This window comes from Photobacterium swingsii (genome assembly GCF_024346715.1).
In the GTDB taxonomy this organism is placed as follows: Bacteria; Pseudomonadota; Gammaproteobacteria; order Enterobacterales; family Vibrionaceae; genus Photobacterium; species Photobacterium swingsii.
Map to the genome: position 1 here is coordinate 1,206,625 of NZ_AP024852.1, position 16,803 is coordinate 1,223,427.

Here is a 16,803-nt window from a genome sequence, read left to right on the forward strand (position 1 = left end):
TCACACTGTCACCCCTGCTTGCTCAAAGCTCGCCATGTCATTATAAAAAGCACAGGCTGAACGAATAAGTGGAAGAGAAAGTGCAGCGCCTGTGCCTTCACCTAGGCGTAGACCAAGGTTTAATAATGGCGAAGCCTCTAGGTGGTTTAGCATGCGTTGGTGTCCTGCCTCTTGTGAGCAGTGACAAAAGATGAAGTAGGCTTTTGCTTCAGGGTGCATTTCGACCGCTAGCATAGCAGCAGCTGTCGCGATAAAGCCATCAACCAGTACAATCATCTTATTTTCAGCGGCCTTTAACATACCACCGACAATTTGTGCGATTTCAAATCCACCAACAGTAGTTAAGATGGCGATTGGATCCGTCATTGATGCTTGGTGGCGATTCAACCCTTGTGTGATCAGGTGTTCTTTGAGAGATAATTGTTGATCATCAATACCTGTACCACGACCTATACATTCATCAATTGGTAAGCTAAGAATACTGGCCATAATGGCTGTAGCGCTGCTTGTATTACCGATCCCCATTTCGCCAAAGGCTACGAGATTTGTTCCTTGTTGATAAGTGGTTTCTACTGCGCTTGCACCATATTCTATTGCCGTGATCGCTTGCTCACGGCTCATGGCTGCTTGTTGGCTAAAGTCGAGTGTTCCTGCTGCAATGCGTTGCTTTTTCAACATTGGGTGATCATCGGGTTCAACTAATATCCCTGCATCAATCACCATCATAGCCATGTCATTACTGTGGCAAAAACAGTTAATGGCTGCGCCGCCATGAAGAAAATTTGCCACCATTTGCTGAGTTACTGCTTGTGGGGCAATACTAATCCCATGAGCTGCAATACCGTGATCTGCGGCAAAAACCAACATATAAGGATGTTTAATTGATAGCGTGTCAGTTTGTTGAATTAGCGCGATTTGTTTAGCAATGTCTTCAAGTTGCCCTAGCGACCCAAGCGGTTTGGTTTTTGTATCAATTCTTTGCTGGATAGCTTCGTGATGTTCTTGGGAGGGAGAAGTGATGGTAAACATGCTGGCTAATTCCTTATTAAAACGCGTCTAAGTAAGGATTTTGCGGCAGCCATAGCTTTAAGGCAATGTAAAATGAGTATTTTTTATCGGGGTTGATGAAAAGGTGCTAGTGGAAGGTTAATACATTGGGAAGGGGGGGGACACCGTTCCCAATGTGTTATTAATAATGTTGCCGCGCAAAATTAGTGACTGTTTAAGATTGCGTCGACTGTATCATCATAGTTGAGTCCTACTTGCTGGCTTGCAAGTGGGAAGACGCTACGTTGTGTCATGCCTGGGATTGTATTGACTTCAATGGCATAGAAGAAACCGTCAGGATCAGCCATGATATCGACTCGGCCCCAGCCAGTCGCGCCAACGGCTTCAAACGCACGACAAGCTAGTGAACGAATCGCTTTCTCTTGCTCTGCTGTTAAGTTGGCTGGGCAGTGGTATTTGGTGTCAGCGGCGCTGAACTTTGCAGCGTGATCGAAGAAAGAGTGAGAGTGATCGATCTCGACGGCAGGTAAAGCGACACCGTTAAGTAAACTCACAGTAAATTCACGGCCGTGGACATAGTCTTCAATAATAACGGTATCTTCATATTTGAAGGCTTCATCAACAAAGAACTTCAATTCATCTAAATCATTTGCTTGATTGATACCAATGCTACAACCTTGAGTTACAGGTTTAACGACTACAGGAAAAGTAAAAGAATCGGCACGTTCGTCTAATTGACTTTCTTCGTAGTAGGCTTTATTTAGCTCAATAAATAGCGGTGTTGGGATTCCCGCTGCTTGCCATACTTTTTTAGTTAATCCCTTATCGATTCCAATAGCAGAAGCACGGTGATGGCTGCCAGTATAAGGAATGTTTAGCATTTTCAGAGCTGCCTGCAAGGTCCCATCTTCGCCGATACCGCCATGAAGAGCGAGAAAGGCTTTATCAATGTTATGGCTTTTTAGGCTAGTTAAATCAAAATTTTCATCAATATCAACAGGAACGACATCATAACCTTTACGCTGTAGCGCGGCGGATACGGCTTCTCCAGACATTAATGAGACCGCACGTTCACTTGAGTTGCCACCATAAAGTACTGCAATTTTCTTTAACACGTCAGATTTCTCGTAATATAGTGATATAAGTGTGTAGTTACAGCAAAACTGTATGCACATATTGGGAGGCAATATTAACATTGGAGTGTGTTATGTCTAATAATTCGTACAAGATTTTAGTGATTTGCATGGGGAATATTTGTCGCTCCCCAACAGCTGAAGCCGTACTAAGGCAAAAAGTACGAGAGCGTAGTCTTAATGTTGTTGTCGACTCTGCAGGCACTATCAGTTACCACACTGGAAGTAGCCCGGATCCTCGTTCTATTGCGGCCGGTGAAGCCAGAGGTTACGATTTTTCTGGTATTACTGCGCGTTCGATCCAACCCGCTGATTTTGAAATCTTCGATAAGTTATTGGTTGCTGATAACAATAACTTAGAAGATGTGTTATCCATTTGTCCTCCTCATTTACACGACAAGGTTGAGTTATTTATGCGCTATGGTGAAGGGGAGCGGGATGAAATACCTGATCCTTATTATGGTGGTGCGCGTGGCTTTGAGTATGTCTTGGATCTAGTCGAAGATGCAGCCGACCACTTGCTTGATTCAATTCAAACTTATACTAGCTCTAGCTCACAAGGCTAGCTGAAATATAATTAAAAACATCTGATGTATAGATATAAAAACGCCCGCAAGTGCGGGCGTTTATGCAGCTTACTTTGCAACACCTTGTGTAGCAAGGCAGTAAACGAGGTGATAAACCGTATTTACTGAACGAGATTAACCACCTAGGGTATCTGTTGCTACTTTGTAGGTTGGATCTTCCATTAGGTTCACTTCAACCAGATTGCCAGCTTTTTTCAGTAGTGAACGACACTCTTGGCTTAGATGACGAATATGAAGTGTCTTACCTTGGCTTGCGTAACGCTCTGCAATAGTATCAATCGCTTCGATGGCAGAGTGATCCGATACGCGTGATTTAGCAAAATCGATGATCACATCTTTAGGGTCATTTTTCGCATCAAATAGCTCAAGGAAGTGAGAAGCAGAGCCAAAGAAGAGTGGACCATTGACTTCATAAATTTTAGAGCCATTTTCATCAATGTGTGTAGATGCGTAAATGTGCTTTGCATGTTCCCAAGCAAAAACAAGCGCTGAGTAGATAACACCGACGATAACCGCTAACGCAAGGTCTGCAGCAACAGTTACACAGGTTACTAGAATAATGGCAAAGAAGTCATGTTTTGGTACTTTGCGCATCATCTTCAAGCTTGCCCACTCAAAAGTACCGATCACTACCATGAACATCACACCAACAAGTGCTGCTAGTGGAATGACTTCGATCAGTGCCGATCCAAATAGAATGAAGAGTAATAGGCCAACAGCGCCTGTGATACCAGATAGACGACCACGACCACCAGAGTTAATGTTGATCATTGATTGGCCAATCATGGCACAACCACCCATAGCACCAAACACTGAACAAGTTACGTTAGCCATACCTTGGCTTACACACTCGCGGTTACTTTGACCACGAGTACCTGTCATTTCATCAATAACCGTTAGCGTCAGTAGTGATTCGATTAGACCAACAGCAGCAAGTACTAAGGAGTAAGGTAGGATAATTTGCAGCGTTTCTAAGTTAAAGCCAACTTGTGGGAGTGCAAATGTTGGTAAGCTACCTGCGAGTGTTGCATCGGCATCGCCACTCATCGAGCGGACAAAATCGATAACAGTACGAGAGTCTAAGCCTAAGCCATGAACCAGCGCTGTTACTGTGATAATTGCAACCAGTGAAGAGGGTACTGCTTTCGTGATTTTTGGCAGAAAGTGGATGATGAACATGGTTAGACCGACTAGGCCTAACATAGTGTAAAGCTCAGCGCCTTGCATCCATTGAAGTGTGCCTGCTGCATCCGGTACTTTAAATTGGCCAAGTTGGGCTAGGAAAATAACGATCGCCAAGCCATTTACAAAGCCGATCATTACAGGGTGCGGTACCATACGGATAAACTTACCAAGCTTAAAGACGCCCGCAAGAATTTGGAGTACACCTGCTAGCATCACAGCGGCAAATAGGTACTCGATACCGTGCTCAGCAACAAGGCTGACCATGACAACAGCCATCGCACCGGTTGCACCAGAAATCATACCTGGGCGGCCACCAAATACTGCAGTTACTAAGCCTACAATAAATGCTGCATATAGACCCACCATAGGGTCGACACCAGCAACAAAGGCGAAGGCAACAGCTTCAGGCACTAAAGCCAGTGCGACCGTTAAGCCTGATAAAACGTCATTCTTTACAGACTGACGTGAAAATTGAGGGAATTCAAACATGTTTAATAAGGGCTGCTTTGTCTTATGGAAGAGGATATAAAGTCGCGAATCCTACAGAAAAGCCAAATTTAGTTCAACTTATATGCTGACTTATTCCTGCTTTTAATACAATTCGGACGAATATGTGTGTTGTGCAGTGATAAATCACGTTTATATCAATCTAGCGTATTTGTTCATTACGCCAATATGATTGAAATGTGGCTTATCAAACTATCAAGTGTAGTCATTCTTATCCAATATGGAGTAAGTGTTGGGCTGTTTGCTGGATTTTTCAAAACAAAAAGGCCATGCAGAGCATGGCCTTTTTTTTGTGCAAACTGAATGCTTAGTTAAGCATTGTGCTTGCCATTGGTGCAGTCGCTTTGCTTGTTGCGGTTTGGCTACCTGCTTGGCGCGCTTGTAGGCGTTCCGTACGTAGTGGTGCACTTGCCACAATAACGGCTTCTGCTGTTTCAACAGGCGCTGGTGCTTTTGCCATCATCGCTACTGCGTGTTTACCACGAGGTGACGTTGCGGTTACTAGCACTTTCTCTGCTGGAGTAGCAACGGGTGCAACAACGGGTTCAATGCTTGTTTCTGTAACAGGCGCTTCAACTGCTGGTGTTTCAACAACAGGTGCTTCTTGCGCTACTGCTGTTTCAACCGTTGCTTCTGTAGCAACTGTTTCTTCAACGTTAGCGGCTGCATCTTCTGAAACAATAGCATCGTCACGAAGCGGGAAAGCTTTACCCATTGCTAATTCAGGCATAGCAACGCCAGACAATGTTGTTACTGCTTCTGTCTGTACTGGTGTTTCAGCAACAGGTGCTTCAACAGCGTCAGCCTCGACCGGTGCAGTTTCAACAGCTGTCACTGCAGGCTTAGGTGCACGAGCCCATACTTTGCCCATCGCCATTTCTGGTGATGCAACGCCAGTACGAGGACGAACAGCTTGCGGTTTCTCAACAACTGAAACAACGTTTTCGATGTCGTTTAGCGTGTCTGAAGCCTCAGCAACAGCGTGGCCGATAGCATCTGAAACAGCGTCTTCGTCAGATGGTTTTTCAACACGTGTATCACGTAGACGGCGACGACGTTGACCACTTGCGCGTAGGTGACGAGGTGAACGACGGTTGCGACGTTGACCGCCTTCACGTTCGTTCTGCTCTGCATCTTGGTCTTGATCAGCAGTTTGAGCTTGCTGCTCAACTTGATCTTGAGGTACGGCTTCTGATTGTGCTTCTTTCGCCATAGAAGTACCCATCTCTTGAAGAGGTGAGGTTACTGGCTTTTCAACAACTTCAGGCGCTTGTACTTCAACTTGTGCTGTCTCTTGCACTACTGCGCTTTCTGCTTCATCAGCTACACGTACTTTCTTACGAAGTTGACGGCGTTGGCGGCGTTGTTTTACTTTCGCTGCTTTCGCTTGTTCGCGCTGTTGATCATCAGCTTGAACGTTTTCAGCGGCAACAGATTGTTGCTCTTGCTTCTGACGCTTTTGAGCTTGCGCTTCCTCTTTACGAGATTGACGCTTTTGCTCTTTAGCTTCTTCGTTACGAGGCGAACGTTGTTTGTTCGGCTTATCACCTTGAGCGTTGCGATCTTGGCGTTCTTGCTTCGTTTTATCGTTACGACGCTGGCGTTGTTCACCTTGGTTTCTATCACCACGGTTGTTACGCGGATTGCGGTTTTCACGATTTTCACGGTTTTCGTTGTCATTACGCTCACCATCTTGTTGACGGTTATTGCGGCGACGGTTGTCCTTATCGCGACGGTTATTGCGGTTGTTGCGGTTATTGCGGTTGTCACGACGCTGGCGGTTATCTTTTTGCTCTTGTTCTTTCTTTTCCGTTTCTTGTTCAGCAGAACCTGAGAAGAAGTTAGCAATTGCAGAGAATAGACGGCTAAACAAACCAGGCTTTTCTTCTTCCGCTTTTGGAGCAGCAGTAGGTTTCGCCGCTGGTTTAGCAGTAGGTGCTGGTTGTTTTGGTGCAGCAAAGCCTTGAAGTACAGGCTCTTCGCGTTTTTTAACAATGCGCTCAGGCTGTTGTTGTTCTGCCGCTTCCGCTTCTTTTAGTGCTTCCAGATTCTTAGGAATCAGGTAAGAAAGTGCATCATTTTCTTCACCGCCACGTACACGAAGTACTTCAAAGTGCGGTGTTTCCATATCAGCATTAGGAACAATGATGACACGAACATTGTGGAACTTCTCGATGTGCTGTACTGAACGACGTTTTTCATTCAATAGGTACGATGCAACTGCCACAGGGACGATAGCCAGTACTTGCGCACTGTTATCTTTTAATGCTTCTTCTTCAATTAAACGAAGAATAGACAGTGCCAGTGACTCGTTATCACGAACGACACCTGTACCCGTACAACGTGGACATACGTGGTGGCTAGCTTCAGCCAAAGAAGGGCTTAGGCGTTGGCGTGACATTTCAAGCAGACCGAAGCGTGAAATACGGCCAATTTGTACGCGAGCACGGTCAATACGAACGGCTTCACGTAGGCGGTTTTCAACTTCACGCTGGTGACGAACTGGCGTCATATCGATAAAGTCGATAACAACTAGGCCACCTAAGTCACGTAGACGAAGTTGACGAGCAATTTCATCTGCTGCTTCAAGGTTTGTTTGTAGTGCTGTTTCTTCAATATCGCCACCCTTTGTTGCGCGAGCAGAGTTGATATCGATAGAGGTTAGCGCTTCAGTTGGGTCGATAACGATTGAGCCACCAGAAGGCAAACGAACTTCACGCTGGAACGCAGATTCGATTTGGCTTTCAATTTGATAGTGGCTAAATAGCGGCACTTCACCTTCGTAACGTTTAACACGAGACAAGAAATCTGGGCGAACCAGTTTGATGTGATCGCGTGCGCGGTCGAAGATTTTAGGGCTATCGATTAGGATTTCACCGATGTCACGACGAAGGTAATCACGAATTGCACGAGCAATAACGTTACTTTCTTGGTGAATCAGGAATGGGGCTTCAGCAGCATCTGCTGCTTCTTTTACTGCGCTCCAGTGGTTAAGTAGAACGTTTAAATCCCACTCAAGTTCTTCGGCTGATTTACCCACGCCAGCAGTACGAACAATCAGACCCATACCTTGCGGTAGTTCTAATGTGCTTAGTGCTGCTTTAAGTTGGGTACGCTCTTCACCTTCGATACGGCGAGAAATACCGCCAGCACGAGGATTATTAGGCATCAGTACAAGGTAGCTACCAGCTAGAGAGATGAAAGTGGTAAGCGCAGCGCCTTTGTTGCCTCGTTCTTCTTTGTCGACTTGAACGATAACTTCTTGGCCTTCATTTAGCACTTCCTTGATGTTTGGACGACCTTGGTAAGTGTAATTAGCTGGGAAGTAATCGCGCGCGATTTCTTTAAGAGGGAGGAAACCATGACGCTCAGCACCATAATCAACGAACGCTGCTTCCAGGCTTGGTTCGATGCGCGTGATGCGGCCTTTGTAGATATTTGCTTTTTTAGATTCGTGGCCAGGGCTTTCGATATCAAGATCGAACAGCTTCTGCCCATCAACTAATGCGACGCGCAACTCTTCCTTCTGAGTTGCGTTAATCAACATTCTTTTCATTTTAATGTACTCGTTTATTGTCGTTGTTATAGCGAGTAGATCAGAGATTCTTTATCGACGGTGCCAGACTCCAAGACTGTATATGAGTGCAGCCTCACGGCTGGGATTTCAGGAGTGCTTTTCGGCAACACTTATTAGCCAGCTGTTTCAGATGGTTAAATCAGAAAATAAACAGCCGGCATCACCACATCGACGCGGTTGTATCTACGCATCGATAAAAATTCTTTAATCAAACACGCTAATAATGCTCTAAAAACGCTTAACGTCTTACGCCATCTGCTGCGTACGTTATTAAAGCTGCATAAATATTAGTCGTTTAGGTGAGGTAATCATCACCTTGTCAAAAAAGTAGGCATATTATCCTACTTAGTACGCAATGATAGCAGGCAGCATTTTTTGCGGCAATCTGCTTTATACCATCCCATCAATTATCGAATCATTCTTGCGGGTTAAAATCACTGATAACAGCGTTATAGATTTTGTCGTTAGAACAACTTACTAACTGTAATCTATGCCTAGTATTAAGTGTTTTTTCCTGTGCAATCTTCTGCTTAGTTAATTGATGGTTTTGGTATTACATGCGACTTGTACCCAAAGTACTCATGAACATAGCATCAAATAGTCATTTGGGTATACAATCATGCCCATGAATGAAGATAAACCAAAAGTGCATTTCATCGAGATTTCTGATGACTTTGCAGGCCAACGGATCGATAACTTTCTCCGTGCTCGGCTTAAAAACGTTCCAAAAAGTATGATTTACCGCATTTTGCGCAAAGGCGAGGTGCGAGTAAACAAAAAACGTATAAAACCTGAATATAAATTGCAAGATGGCGATCTTGTACGTGTTCCGCCAGTTAAGGTGCCGGAAAAAGAAACACAAGCGCCATTAAGCACTAAGCTCGATAAAGTGGCTGAATTAGAGTCGTGCATTATCTATGAAGATGATCACATGCTGATTCTCAACAAACCTTCGGGTACTGCTGTTCATGGTGGTAGTGGTCTGAAGTTTGGTGCGATTGAGGCATTACGTGCATTACGTCCTGATGCGCGTTTTCTTGAATTGGTACACCGTATCGACCGTGATACCTCTGGCATTTTGTTGGTGGCAAAAAAGCGTTCTGCATTACGTCGCCTGCAAGAACAGTTCCGAGAAAAAACGGTACAGAAATACTACTTTGCGCTTGTAATGGGTGAGTGGAAAGCCAGCTGTAAAAAAGTGACTGCACCACTGCTAAAAAATGAAGTAAACAGTATTGTCCGTGTTAACCCGAATGGGAAGGCATCAGATACACGTTATAAAGTACTTGAGCGCTTGGATAAGTCGACGCTGGTTCAAGCTAGCCCTGTGACTGGTCGAACGCACCAGATTCGTGTTCACTGCCAGTATGCAGGCCATCCTATTGCGTGGGATGATCGCTATGGTGATCCGCGATTTGATGCTTTTACCAAAAAGGCAGGCTTAGATCGTTTGTTCTTGCATGCTGCGAATATCAAATTTACTCACCCGGGAACGGATGAGGCGATGGATATTAGTGCACCCATGGAAGACAAATTGCAACGAGCGGTTGAGAAGCTGCGAGTGAAAGGCTAACGCTAGTTTGTTATCGCCTATTTTCTTGAATTGACGATAATTGCGGTAGCTAGCTTTGGCTAGTAAAAACAATAAAGAGAGGTGGCTGAGGCTACCTCTCTTTTATTTTATAGATTGATGAGCCGAGTGATTAGTGATTGTAGTGGTCCGTTATAGGAGCTGAATACCTTGCTTTTCAAGCATTTCGCGTAAGGCAATAAGGGGTAAGCCCACAAGTGTATTCGGGTCACGACCTTCTAGGCGATCAAATAACACTATGCCTAAGCCTTCACACATAAAACTTCCTGCACAATATAAAGGCTGCTCACGTTCCACATAACTTTGTATTTCTTGGGTTGTTAACTCACGGAAGTGAACGCAAAAGGGTTCGCAAATAACCTGAGATGCACAGGTTTTGGCATTGTAGAGGCAAAGCCCTGTGTAGAAAGTGACCACTTGACCACTTGCATTTGCAAGTTGGCGGCACGCATTTTCAATCGTGTGAGGTTTACCTATAATTTCACCATTGATTACACAGACCTGATCTGAGCCTATAATAAGGTGCTCAGGATGGGTTGCAGCACAGGCTCGAGCCTTTTGCTCGGCCAGTCGCATGACCAGTTGCTCTGCTGACTCTGAGCTGAGCGCTTGTTCATCGATATTTGGGTTTGCTGTTTCGAAAGGGTAACCAAACTTTTCTAGTAAGGTTTTACGAAACGGCGAAGTTGACGCTAAAAGCAATGACTGTGGCATGGGGTAAATCTCGTTATAGGCTTATGGCCTGTATTCTAATATTATTGCCCTGCATCCGCAGCTGTTGATGAATAAAACTACACAAAGTGATGGTTATTTCACCGTGTAATGGCCTGTTCACAAGTGACTCATTGTGCTGCCGAAAGTAAGATATAAACAGGAAATAGACATGTTTTATAACGGTTCACTAGGTAACACCGAGTGAATTGGTTAAAAGCTGGTAATTCACACACATTTCCTTTGACTCAAACAAATTAGAAGGCTAATATTCGCGCCCTATGCAAAAGGTAAAATTACCGTTAACGATCGATATCGTTCGAAGTGCACAAAAAAGACTCGACTATGATGGCATCATCAAAGCTGAGCTTTTAGAGCGTTTGGCGAAATCTGTCCAGAGCGTAACAAGTGATGCAAACGTCACCTTATCATTTGACTTTGACCAACGTCACCTTGCTTTCATGCGCGGAAGTGCAGATGTTGAAGTGACGTTGACCTGTCAGCGATGCCAGGAAGAGTTCCAACACAAATACGGTGTTGAGTTCTGTTTTAGTCCACTCCTCAAACCAGAGGCAGTTGATGAGTTCCCGGAAGCCTATGAGCCGGCGGAAGTCGACGAAAATGGCGAGATCAATCTAATTGAGCTTATCGAAGATGAGTTAATGTTAGAATTACCACAAGTTGCAATGCATGATGAAGCTGACTGTAAAGCCAGCGGAAACATGACTTTTGGTGAGATCCCCGTTGCTGATGAGCGTCCGAACCCGTTTGCAGTATTGAAAAATCTAAGTAAGTAATTTAACAGGAGTAGGGTTAATGGCCGTACAAAAGAGCAAAAAATCACGTGCAGCACGTGGTATGCGTCGTTCACACGATGCACTAACAACTTCAGCTGTATCTGTAGATGCTGCAAGTGGTGAAACTCACCTACGTCACAACGTGACAGCTGACGGTTTCTACCGTGGCCGCAAGGTTATCAACAAATAAGGTTGAACCTTGAGTGGTCTAACCGTTGCACTTGATGCAATGGGTGGGGACTTCGGTCCTCAAGTAATAGTGCCTGCCGCTGTGCAGGCATTATTACAATACCCAGAGCTAAAAATTATATTCTATGGTGATCAAAGTGCGATCACATCTCAACTATCTCTCCATAATCACGCTTCACACCCTCGAATCAGTATTGTTCATTGCGAACACATCATAGAAAACAACACTCGTCCGTCTCAAGCATTGCGTCATAGCAAGGGCACGTCTATGCGTATGGCTATTGATGCTGTTGCAGAAAAGAACGCCGATGCTTGTGTGAGTGCGGGGAATACTGGCGCTTTGATGGCGTTATCACGCTATATACTAAAACAGCTTCCAGGTGTTGAACGACCAGCCTTGGTATCAGCCATTCCAACAAAGAATCACAACAAAACATGGTTGCTCGATTTAGGCGCAAATGTATCGTGTGATGCCGATACCTTGTTCCAGTTTGCAGTGATGGGCTCTGTGATGGCGGAACAGTGTGATATTGAAAAGCCACGGGTTGCGCTTCTCAATATTGGTGAGGAAGAGATCAAAGGCAACGATTTAGTGAAGCGTTGTGCAGAGATGTTACATCAATCACCAGATATTCATTTTATTGGCTACTTGGAAGGTGATCAGCTTTACTCTGATAAGGCGGATGTTGTGGTTTGTGATGGATTTGTCGGTAATGTTTGCTTGAAAACAAGTGAAGGCGTCGCGGACTTATTTATCTCTAGCTTTAAAAAAGCCGTGAGTAGTAATCCAATAAAAGGTTTATTGGCCAAATGGTTGTTTAGTGACCTATTCCAAAACCTTAAACAGTTGAACCCCGACCAGTATAATGGTGCAAGTCTGCTAGGATTGCGCGGTATTGTGGTGAAAAGCCACGGAAGTGCCGATATTGCAGCTTTTACTTATGCCATAGGTGAAGCTGTACACGAGGTCAAACGACAAATACCGAAAAAAATCAGTCATCGTTTGGAAGAAGTCTTACTCGAGAGGCCTTATTGATTTTCATGAACAGTAAAATTTTAGGTACTGGTAGTTACCTACCAGCACAAGTGCGTACCAACGCCGATTTAGAACAAATGGTCGAGACGACCGACGAGTGGATTGTTGCACGTACAGGTATTCGTGAGCGCCGTATTGCGGCCGAAGACGAAACCGTTGCGGTTATGGGGTATCAAGCATCTTTAAACGCTATCGAAATGGCGGGTATTGATAAAGAAGATATCGACTTGATCATCGTTGCAACGACGAGTGCGAGCCATGCATTCCCATCAGCAGCTTGCCAAGTGCAAGGTATGCTGGATATAAAAGGCTGCCCTGCATTTGATATTGCAGCGGCATGTTCTGGCTTCGTATATGCACTTAGTATTGCAGATCAACACATTAAAACCGGTATGGCGAAAAATGTGTTAGTGATCGGCGCGGATGCGTTATCACACAAATGTGATCCAGAAGATCGCGGCACGATCATCTTGTTTGGTGATGGCGCTGGCGCGGTTGTTGTTGGGGCAAGTGAAGAGCCGGGTATTCTTTCGACCCATCTGCATGCAGATGGCCACTTTGGTGGTTTGCTTAGCTTAGCAACACCAGAGCATGGTGAAGCATTTACCGATGACAAGTGGCTTTACATGGCGGGTAACGAAGTCTTTAAAGTAGCCGTTACTCAGCTATCAAACCTTGTAAAAGACACACTAGCAGCAAATAACATGGATAAGTCAGAATTAGATTGGCTTGTTCCGCATCAAGCGAATTTACGCATTATTTCTGCGACAGCGAAAAAGCTATCGATGTCGATGGATCAGGTGGTTGTTACCCTTGATCGTCACGGTAATACTTCTGCGGCGACTGTGCCAACAGCACTGGACGAAGCAGTACGTGATGGCAGAATCCAACGTGGTCAAACCTTGCTGCTAGAAGCGTTTGGTGGTGGCTTTACTTGGGGCTCTGCGCTGGTTAAGTTTTAATTTTATGGCTGCTGAAGCGTCTGCAGCGGTAACTCTATAAAAAGCTGAATATCATTCAGTAAAATAAGAATAAGGATTCTCGAATGTCTAAGTTCGCGATTGTATTCCCTGGTCAGGGTTCTCAAGCAGTTGGCATGTTAGCTGAACTTGCTGAAAAGTTTTCTGTTGTTACTGACACATTTGCCGAAGCATCGGAAGTGCTAGGCTACGACCTATGGGCACTGGTTCAAAACGGCCCAGCAGAAGATTTAAACCAAACGCACCGCACTCAGCCTGCATTGCTAGCAGCGTCTGTTGCGATTTGGCGTGTATGGCAACAAGAAGGTGGCGAACAACCGACTGTTGTTGCTGGTCACAGCCTAGGTGAATACTCTGCGCTTGTATGTGCTGGCGTAATCGATTTTAAAGATGCGGTTAAATTGGTTGAACTACGTGGTCAACTGATGCAAGAAGCGGTACCTGCCGGTGTCGGCGCAATGTCTGCAATCATCGGCCTAGATAACGATGCAATTGCGAAAGCGTGCGAAGAAGCAGCGCAAAGCCAAGTTGTATCGCCTGTAAACTTTAACTCGCCAGGCCAAGTGGTTATTGCGGGTAATAAAGAAGCCGTCGATCGTGCAAACGTACTGTGTAAAGAAGCGGGCGCGAAGCGTGCACTTCCACTACCAGTTTCTGTGCCATCGCACTGTGAACTTATGAAACCTGCTGCTAACAAACTAGCGGTAGCACTAGAAAATATTGAATTTAAAGCACCTGCAATCCCAGTGATTAACAATGCAGATGTTGCAACTGAAACCGATCCTGCTGCTATTAAGCTTGCGCTTGTTAAGCAACTTTACGGCCCAGTACGTTGGACTGAATCTGTAGAGCGTATGGCTGAGGAAGGCATTGAACAGTTGTTAGAAATGGGTCCAGGTAAAGTTCTTACTGGCCTGACAAAACGTATTAATCGCGCACTTGGTGGTTCTGCTGTAAATGATTCTGCTTCTTTTGAAGCAGCAAAATAACTGAATAGTTATTGCATTACCCACTAAGTAGTATTAGTTAAAGAGGAATAACAATGAGCCTGGAAGGTAAAATTGCACTAGTAACTGGTGCAAGCCGTGGTATCGGTCGTGCGATCGCTGAAATTTTAGTCGAGCGTGGCGCGAAAGTAATCGGTACTGCAACATCTGAAAGTGGCGCAGAAGCAATCAGCGCTTATTTAGGTGAAAACGGTAAAGGTCTGGCACTAAACGTTACATCGCCTGAGTCGATTGAAACGGTTCTTAAGCAAATTAAAGAAGAGTTCGGCGACGTTGACATCCTAGTTAATAACGCTGGTATCACACGTGATAACTTGCTAATGCGTATGAAAGATGACGAATGGCAAGACATCATGGATACTAATCTGACTTCAATTTTCCGTCTGTCTAAAGCTGTATTGCGTGCAATGATGAAAAAGCGTCATGGCCGTGTTATTAGCATTGGCTCAGTCGTTGGTACTATGGGTAATGCGGGTCAGACTAACTATGCAGCAGCAAAAGCGGGCCTGATCGGTTTTACTAAATCTATGGCACGTGAAGTGGCTTCTCGTGGTATTACAGTGAATGCTGTAGCACCTGGTTTTATCGAAACCGATATGACAAAAGCACTGAATGATGACCAACGTGCTGCTACACTAGCAAACGTACCTGCAGGTCGCCTAGGTGATCCACGTGAAATCGCGGCAGCGGTTGCTTTTCTTGCATCAGAAGATGCGGGTTATGTAACTGGTGAAACGTTGCACGTAAATGGCGGCATGTACATGATTTAACCAAAAAAGTTGTAAAACTTGATGATGCAAGTCAAACTCATCGTATTTTCATGCAAAATCGTGGTTTGACCAGCACTGTGAGAGTTGCAACTTTTGTAGTAATGAATAAACTACAGCAAATCGCATTAGCGAATTCTTGTTTTAAGGAAATAGATTAATGAGCAACATCGAAGAACGCGTAAAAAAAATCATCATCGAGCAACTAGGTGTAGACGAAGCAGAAGTTAAGAACGAAGCTTCTTTTGTTGATGATCTAGGTGCTGATTCACTAGATACAGTTGAACTAGTAATGGCTCTTGAAGAAGAATTCGATACAGAAATTCCTGACGAAGAAGCTGAAAAAATTACAACAGTTCAAGCTGCAATCGACTACGTTGTTGGCGCTTCTGAGTAATTAAGAACACCTCAAGGCGGTCACCATGACCGCCTTATTTCTTTTATGTATCCCTGTTTAAACCCTCAATTCCCGGAGAGATAGATCGTGTCAAAGCGTCGCGTTGTTGTTACTGGCATGGGAATGCTGTCGCCTGTAGGCAATACAGTTGATTCTTCATGGAAAGCACTGTTAGCTGGTACTAGTGGTATTAGCAATATTGAGCATTTCGATGCAAGTGCTTTTGCTACCCGTTTTGCGGGTATGGTGAAAGACTTCAATTGTGAAGAATACATGACTAAGAAAGATGCTCGTAAAATGGATTTGTTTATCCAATACGGCATTGCGGCTGGCGTTCAGGCTCTGAAAGACTCTGGTTTTGAAGTTACTGAAGAAAATGCACCGCGTTTCGGTGTAGCTATTGGTTCTGGCATTGGTGGTCTTGGTCTTATTGAAGCAAACCATCGTGCATACATGGAAAAAGGTCCGCGCAAAATTAGCCCGTTCTTTGTTCCATCTACAATTGTAAATATGATCGCTGGCCACATGTCTATCATGCATGGTCTACGTGGTCCGAACATTGCGATTTCTACTGCGTGTACAACAGGCCTTCATAACATTGGCCATGCTGCACGTATGATCGCATACGGCGATGCAGATGCTATGCTAGCAGGTGGTGCAGAGAAAGCATCAACTGAACTAGGCATGGGCGGCTTTGCAGCTGCAAAAGCACTGTCTACTCGCAATGACGATCCACAAGCGGCTTCTCGCCCATGGGACAAAGACCGTGATGGTTTCGTTCTTGGTGATGGTGCAGGCATGATGGTACTGGAAGAGTACGAGCATGCAAAAGCGCGTGGTGCAAAAATTTACGCTGAACTTGTTGGCTTTGGTATGAGTGGTGATGCTTACCACATGACATCACCAAGCACAGACGGTTCAGGTGGTGCATTAGCGATGGAAGCATGTATCCGTGATGCGGGTATCAATGCAGATAAAATCGGCTATATCAATGCACACGGTACATCAACACCTGCTGGTGACGTAGCTGAAACGCTAGGCATTAAACGCGCGATGGGCGCAGCAGTGAATGATGTATTGGTATCATCAACTAAATCAATGACTGGCCACCTTCTTGGTGCAGCTGGTTCTGTTGAAGCTATCATTTCTGTGATGGCACTGGTTGACCAAGCGGTACCACCAACAATTAACCTTGATAACCCAGACGAAGGCTGTGATTTGGACTACGTTGCGGGTGAAGCGCGTCAAGTAAACCTAGAGTACTCGCTATGTAACTCATTTGGTTTTGGCGGCACAAACGGCTCATTGCTGTTCAAGAAAATTTAATTGTA

The 16,803-nt window shown here is 44.9% G+C and carries 15 protein-coding genes; 10 read left to right on the forward strand and 5 right to left on the reverse strand.

Annotation, left to right across the window (positions count from 1 at the left end):
• A complete protein-coding gene (gene cobT / locus OCU77_RS05855) occupies nucleotides 1–1,029 on the reverse strand; it encodes a nicotinate-nucleotide--dimethylbenzimidazole phosphoribosyltransferase (protein ID WP_048896997.1) in 1,029 nt (342 codons plus the stop codon).
• A 182-nt stretch (nucleotides 1,030–1,211) separates the two neighbouring features.
• Nucleotides 1,212–2,123, reverse strand: a complete 912-nt coding sequence (locus OCU77_RS05860; RefSeq protein WP_048896998.1) for a D-alanine--D-alanine ligase — start codon at nucleotides 2,121–2,123, stop codon at nucleotides 1,212–1,214.
• Nucleotides 2,124–2,215: 92 nt separating this feature from the next.
• Here OCU77_RS05860 and OCU77_RS05865 point away from each other — a divergent pair, with 92 nt between their 5' ends.
• Nucleotides 2,216–2,707 (forward strand): low molecular weight protein-tyrosine-phosphatase, encoded by a 492-nt coding sequence (locus tag OCU77_RS05865; protein WP_048896999.1) that lies wholly within the window; start codon nucleotides 2,216–2,218, stop codon nucleotides 2,705–2,707.
• A 135-nt stretch (nucleotides 2,708–2,842) separates the two neighbouring features.
• Here the strand turns inward: OCU77_RS05865 and OCU77_RS05870 are convergent, their stop codons facing one another.
• Together OCU77_RS05870 and rne are read right to left on the reverse strand one after the other, a co-directional pair.
• On the reverse strand, nucleotides 2,843–4,402 hold the full coding sequence (locus tag OCU77_RS05870) for a SulP family inorganic anion transporter (protein ID WP_048897000.1): 1,560 nt from the start codon (nucleotides 4,400–4,402) through the stop codon (nucleotides 2,843–2,845).
• 325 nt (nucleotides 4,403–4,727) lie between these two features.
• Nucleotides 4,728–7,976 (reverse strand): ribonuclease E, encoded by a 3,249-nt coding sequence (gene rne, locus OCU77_RS05875; protein WP_107302368.1) that lies wholly within the window; start codon nucleotides 7,974–7,976, stop codon nucleotides 4,728–4,730.
• A 646-nt stretch (nucleotides 7,977–8,622) separates the two neighbouring features.
• On the opposite strand from rne, the gene rluC reads away from it, so the two are divergent.
• The gene (gene rluC, locus OCU77_RS05880) at nucleotides 8,623–9,570 is read left to right on the forward strand and encodes a 23S rRNA pseudouridine(955/2504/2580) synthase RluC (RefSeq protein ID WP_048897284.1); all 948 of its coding nucleotides are present in this window, start codon (nucleotides 8,623–8,625) and stop codon (nucleotides 9,568–9,570) included.
• Nucleotides 9,571–9,720: 150 nt separating this feature from the next.
• Here the strand turns inward: rluC and OCU77_RS05885 are convergent, their stop codons facing one another.
• The gene (locus OCU77_RS05885; RefSeq protein WP_048897001.1) at nucleotides 9,721–10,302 is read right to left on the reverse strand and encodes a Maf family protein; all 582 of its coding nucleotides are present in this window, start codon (nucleotides 10,300–10,302) and stop codon (nucleotides 9,721–9,723) included.
• A gap of 278 nt (nucleotides 10,303–10,580) precedes the next feature.
• Between OCU77_RS05885 and yceD the strand changes: the two genes are divergently transcribed.
• The 8 genes from yceD to fabF all read left to right on the forward strand — a co-directional run bounded on the left by yceD (nucleotide 10,581) and on the right by fabF (nucleotide 16,798).
• The gene (gene yceD / locus OCU77_RS05890; protein ID WP_048897002.1) at nucleotides 10,581–11,096 is read left to right on the forward strand and encodes a 23S rRNA accumulation protein YceD; all 516 of its coding nucleotides are present in this window, start codon (nucleotides 10,581–10,583) and stop codon (nucleotides 11,094–11,096) included.
• A gap of 19 nt (nucleotides 11,097–11,115) precedes the next feature.
• Nucleotides 11,116–11,286, forward strand: coding sequence for a 50S ribosomal protein L32 (rpmF, locus tag OCU77_RS05895; protein ID WP_048897003.1), 171 nt, complete (start codon nucleotides 11,116–11,118; stop codon nucleotides 11,284–11,286).
• 9 nt (nucleotides 11,287–11,295) lie between these two features.
• Nucleotides 11,296–12,321 carry a phosphate acyltransferase PlsX gene (gene plsX, locus OCU77_RS05900; protein ID WP_084711668.1) on the forward strand — a complete coding sequence of 342 codons (1,026 nt, stop codon included), beginning with the start codon at nucleotides 11,296–11,298 and terminating at the stop codon, nucleotides 12,319–12,321.
• 5 nt (nucleotides 12,322–12,326) lie between these two features.
• Nucleotides 12,327–13,283 (forward strand): beta-ketoacyl-ACP synthase III, encoded by a 957-nt coding sequence (locus tag OCU77_RS05905; RefSeq protein ID WP_048897004.1) that lies wholly within the window; start codon nucleotides 12,327–12,329, stop codon nucleotides 13,281–13,283.
• Nucleotides 13,284–13,366: 83 nt separating this feature from the next.
• Nucleotides 13,367–14,290, forward strand: a complete 924-nt coding sequence (gene fabD / locus OCU77_RS05910) for an ACP S-malonyltransferase (RefSeq protein WP_048897005.1) — start codon at nucleotides 13,367–13,369, stop codon at nucleotides 14,288–14,290.
• A gap of 53 nt (nucleotides 14,291–14,343) precedes the next feature.
• A complete protein-coding gene (gene fabG, locus OCU77_RS05915) occupies nucleotides 14,344–15,078 on the forward strand; it encodes a 3-oxoacyl-ACP reductase FabG (RefSeq protein WP_048897006.1) in 735 nt (244 codons plus the stop codon).
• 157 nt (nucleotides 15,079–15,235) lie between these two features.
• Nucleotides 15,236–15,472 (forward strand): acyl carrier protein, encoded by a 237-nt coding sequence (gene acpP, locus OCU77_RS05920; RefSeq protein ID WP_016961388.1) that lies wholly within the window; start codon nucleotides 15,236–15,238, stop codon nucleotides 15,470–15,472.
• An 87-nt stretch (nucleotides 15,473–15,559) separates the two neighbouring features.
• Nucleotides 15,560–16,798 (forward strand): beta-ketoacyl-ACP synthase II, encoded by a 1,239-nt coding sequence (fabF, locus tag OCU77_RS05925; protein ID WP_048897007.1) that lies wholly within the window; start codon nucleotides 15,560–15,562, stop codon nucleotides 16,796–16,798.
• Nucleotides 16,799–16,803 lie beyond the last annotated feature (5 nt).